At 65.7% G+C, this 2,510-nt stretch carries 2 protein-coding genes; one reads left to right on the forward strand and one right to left on the reverse strand.

Annotation, left to right across the window (positions count from 1 at the left end; genetic code table 11):
* Positions 1–205 precede the first annotated feature (205 nt).
* The gene (locus tag BIS11_RS15025; RefSeq protein WP_253586429.1) at positions 206–1,630 is read left to right on the forward strand and encodes a hypothetical protein; all 1,425 of its coding nucleotides are present in this window, start codon (positions 206–208) and stop codon (positions 1,628–1,630) included.
* Positions 1,631–1,664: 34 nt separating this feature from the next.
* Here the strand turns inward: BIS11_RS15025 and BIS11_RS15030 are convergent.
* Positions 1,665–2,510: aminotransferase class V-fold PLP-dependent enzyme (locus tag BIS11_RS15030; protein WP_253586431.1), on the reverse strand; the 846-nt coding region annotated here is incomplete at its 5' end.

A 2,510-nucleotide genomic window follows, 5' to 3' on the forward strand; every position in this document is an offset into this window, starting at 1 on the left:
GCTTTCGATCAGCACGCGCTCGAAGCTTGAAAAACCGCCGGTGGGCATTGCCGGGCTCCCGAAACGATAGGCGGTGGCAGGGCGGCGAGCCGCCGATGCCGCTTGGCTATCCTGGTTCTATAGTCAAAGATGTCCGCATGTTAAAGCCATGGGGGTTGCAAGTTTACCGTCAAGGGAAAATTAATGTCAGAGGGAGAAGCGCCAGGTGATCAACGTCGAGCGCAAGAACAGCTTCCAGCTGCGCCTGACCCGGCGACTGAAAGAGGAGACCTCGCATACGTTGGACGTCTACCTCTTCGTGCCCGGGGAGCTGGGGCTGAGCGCCCAGCTCGTCACCGAAGAGGCGTTCTTTCACAGCGCGATCCAGGTGTCGCGCACCTACTACAGCGACCAGTACCACCTGCCGCTGGTACACAGCCGCCTGGCGAGCCGTAACCGACTGGGCAGCGACTCCTACCGGCTGAGCCTGAGTCTCTACGCCTACCAGTACGTGGTCGCCCTGGAGCAGGCCACCCAGGCGATCTTGAGCGATGCCCGGGGGCTGCGCTTCGAGGCCAAGCGCGAGCCCACCGAGCAGGAGCACGAGAGCATCCAGGCGCTGCTCGAGAAGGTCGACGAGATGAGCAGCCTGAGCGAAGGCATCCTCAAGCGGCTGCGGCGCAACGAGCCCGGCGACGAGACGCTCTACAAGTACTTCGCCAACATCGACAACTACCTCTCCTGGCTGACCGAGCAGCAGCATCTGACGCTGCTCGCCCACCTGCCGCGCGGCGGCGTGTTCAATCCGCTGCGCAAGCAGCTCGTGGCGCTGTGCGAGGCACAGGGCGATTACCGACGCGAACGCGAGTACAACGCCGAGCGCGTCATGGCGGACCCTACGCGCATGTCGAACAAGATGCGCCTCTTGCGGCGACTGATCGAGTACCCCATCACCTTGAAGCAGACCTCCCAGGAGCTCGGCCAGGGCGAGCAGAAGGCGGTGAAGGCGCTGGCGACCGCCGTGGTGATGGTGTTCGTGATGCTCGGGGTGCTGCGCCTGCGCGACGTGGTGGGCGACATTCCGGCGCTGTTCGTGCTGGCCATGGCGCTGCTGTACGCCCTGCGCGAGGTGTTCAAGGACGACTTGCGCAACACCCTGTGGCGGGTGCTGCGCAAGGGGCGGCCCAAGTGGCGCCGCCAGTACCTGGACCCTACGCGCAACGCCCTGGTGGGGCGCCAGCTCGAGTGGTTCAACTACAAGCGCTTCTCCACGCTCGATGAGGAGATCCAGCAGCTTCGCCACCGAAGCGTGGTCCAGCGCGAGGAGCTGGTGCTGCACTATCGTTCGCGCTCGCGCATGTCGCCCACGCGCTTTCTGAGCGGCTACGAGCACACCCGGGAAACTCTGACGCTGGATATCTCGCTGCTCACCCGGCTGATGAGCAAGGGCAAGCACCATATCTACCGGCTCAAGGAGGGGCAGGCGGTGCGTGAAAGCGTCGAGCGGCGCCACCTGTTCAATCTGGTGATTCGCGAAACCGGCAGCGAAGACGAACCCCACCTGGCACGCTGGAAGGTCGTGGTCAGCCGCTCCGGCATCGTCGACGTCGAACGGGTCGACCGCCACGCCGCCAACGAAAAGCGCCCCTGAGGGCGCTCACGCTTCACGACTTGTCATTCACCACTCACGCCTTCACCCGCTCGATCGCCTCTTCGAGCTTTTCGACGCTGCGCTCGGTATGGTGCAGCTTGTCCAGGCCAAAGAGGCCTATGCGGAAGGTCGGGAAGTCGTCGCCCTCGTCGCACATCAGCGGCACGCCGCCGGCGACCTGGACGCCGGCATCGGCCAGCTTGCCGACGATGCCGCCATCCTCGGTGTAGCTGACCACCACGCCCGGCGCCTCGAAGCCTTCGGCGGCAACGCTTGCAAAGCCGTGGCGGGCGAGCATGGCGCGCACCTGCACCCCGAGCTCGATCTGCTCCTGCTTCACCTTGTCGAAGCCGTATTCGCGGGTCTCCTGCATGATGTCACGCAGTGTGGTGAGCGCGTCGGTGGGCATGGTGGCGTGGTAGGCGTGGCCGCCGTTCTCGTAGGCCTGCATGATGGCGTGCCACTTGCCCAGGTCGCAGGCGAAGCTGTTGCTCCGGGTGGCGTCGAGGCGCTCGACAGCGCGGCGGCCGAGCATCACCATGGCGCAGCAGGGCTGGCCGCTCCAGCCTTTCTGCGGGGCGCTGACCACCACGTCGATGTTCAGGTCCTGCATGTCGACCCACAGCGTGCCGGCGGCGATGGCGTCGAGCACGAACAGCGCCCCGACTTCGCGGGCGGCCTCGCCCACTTCGCGAATATAGGCATCCGGCAGCAGAATGCCGGCGGAGGTTTCCACCTGCGGGGCGAAGACCACGGCGGGTCTTTCCGTGCGGATGCGCTCGGCGACCTCGCTGGCCGGCACCGGGGCGAAGGGCGAGCGGGCATCGCCGCCGGCACGCTGTGGGTCGACATGCAGGACCTGAACATCGACGTGGTGGTC

Source organism: Halomonas sp. 707D4 (assembly GCF_024158685.1).
Lineage (GTDB): Bacteria > Pseudomonadota > Gammaproteobacteria > Pseudomonadales > Halomonadaceae > Vreelandella.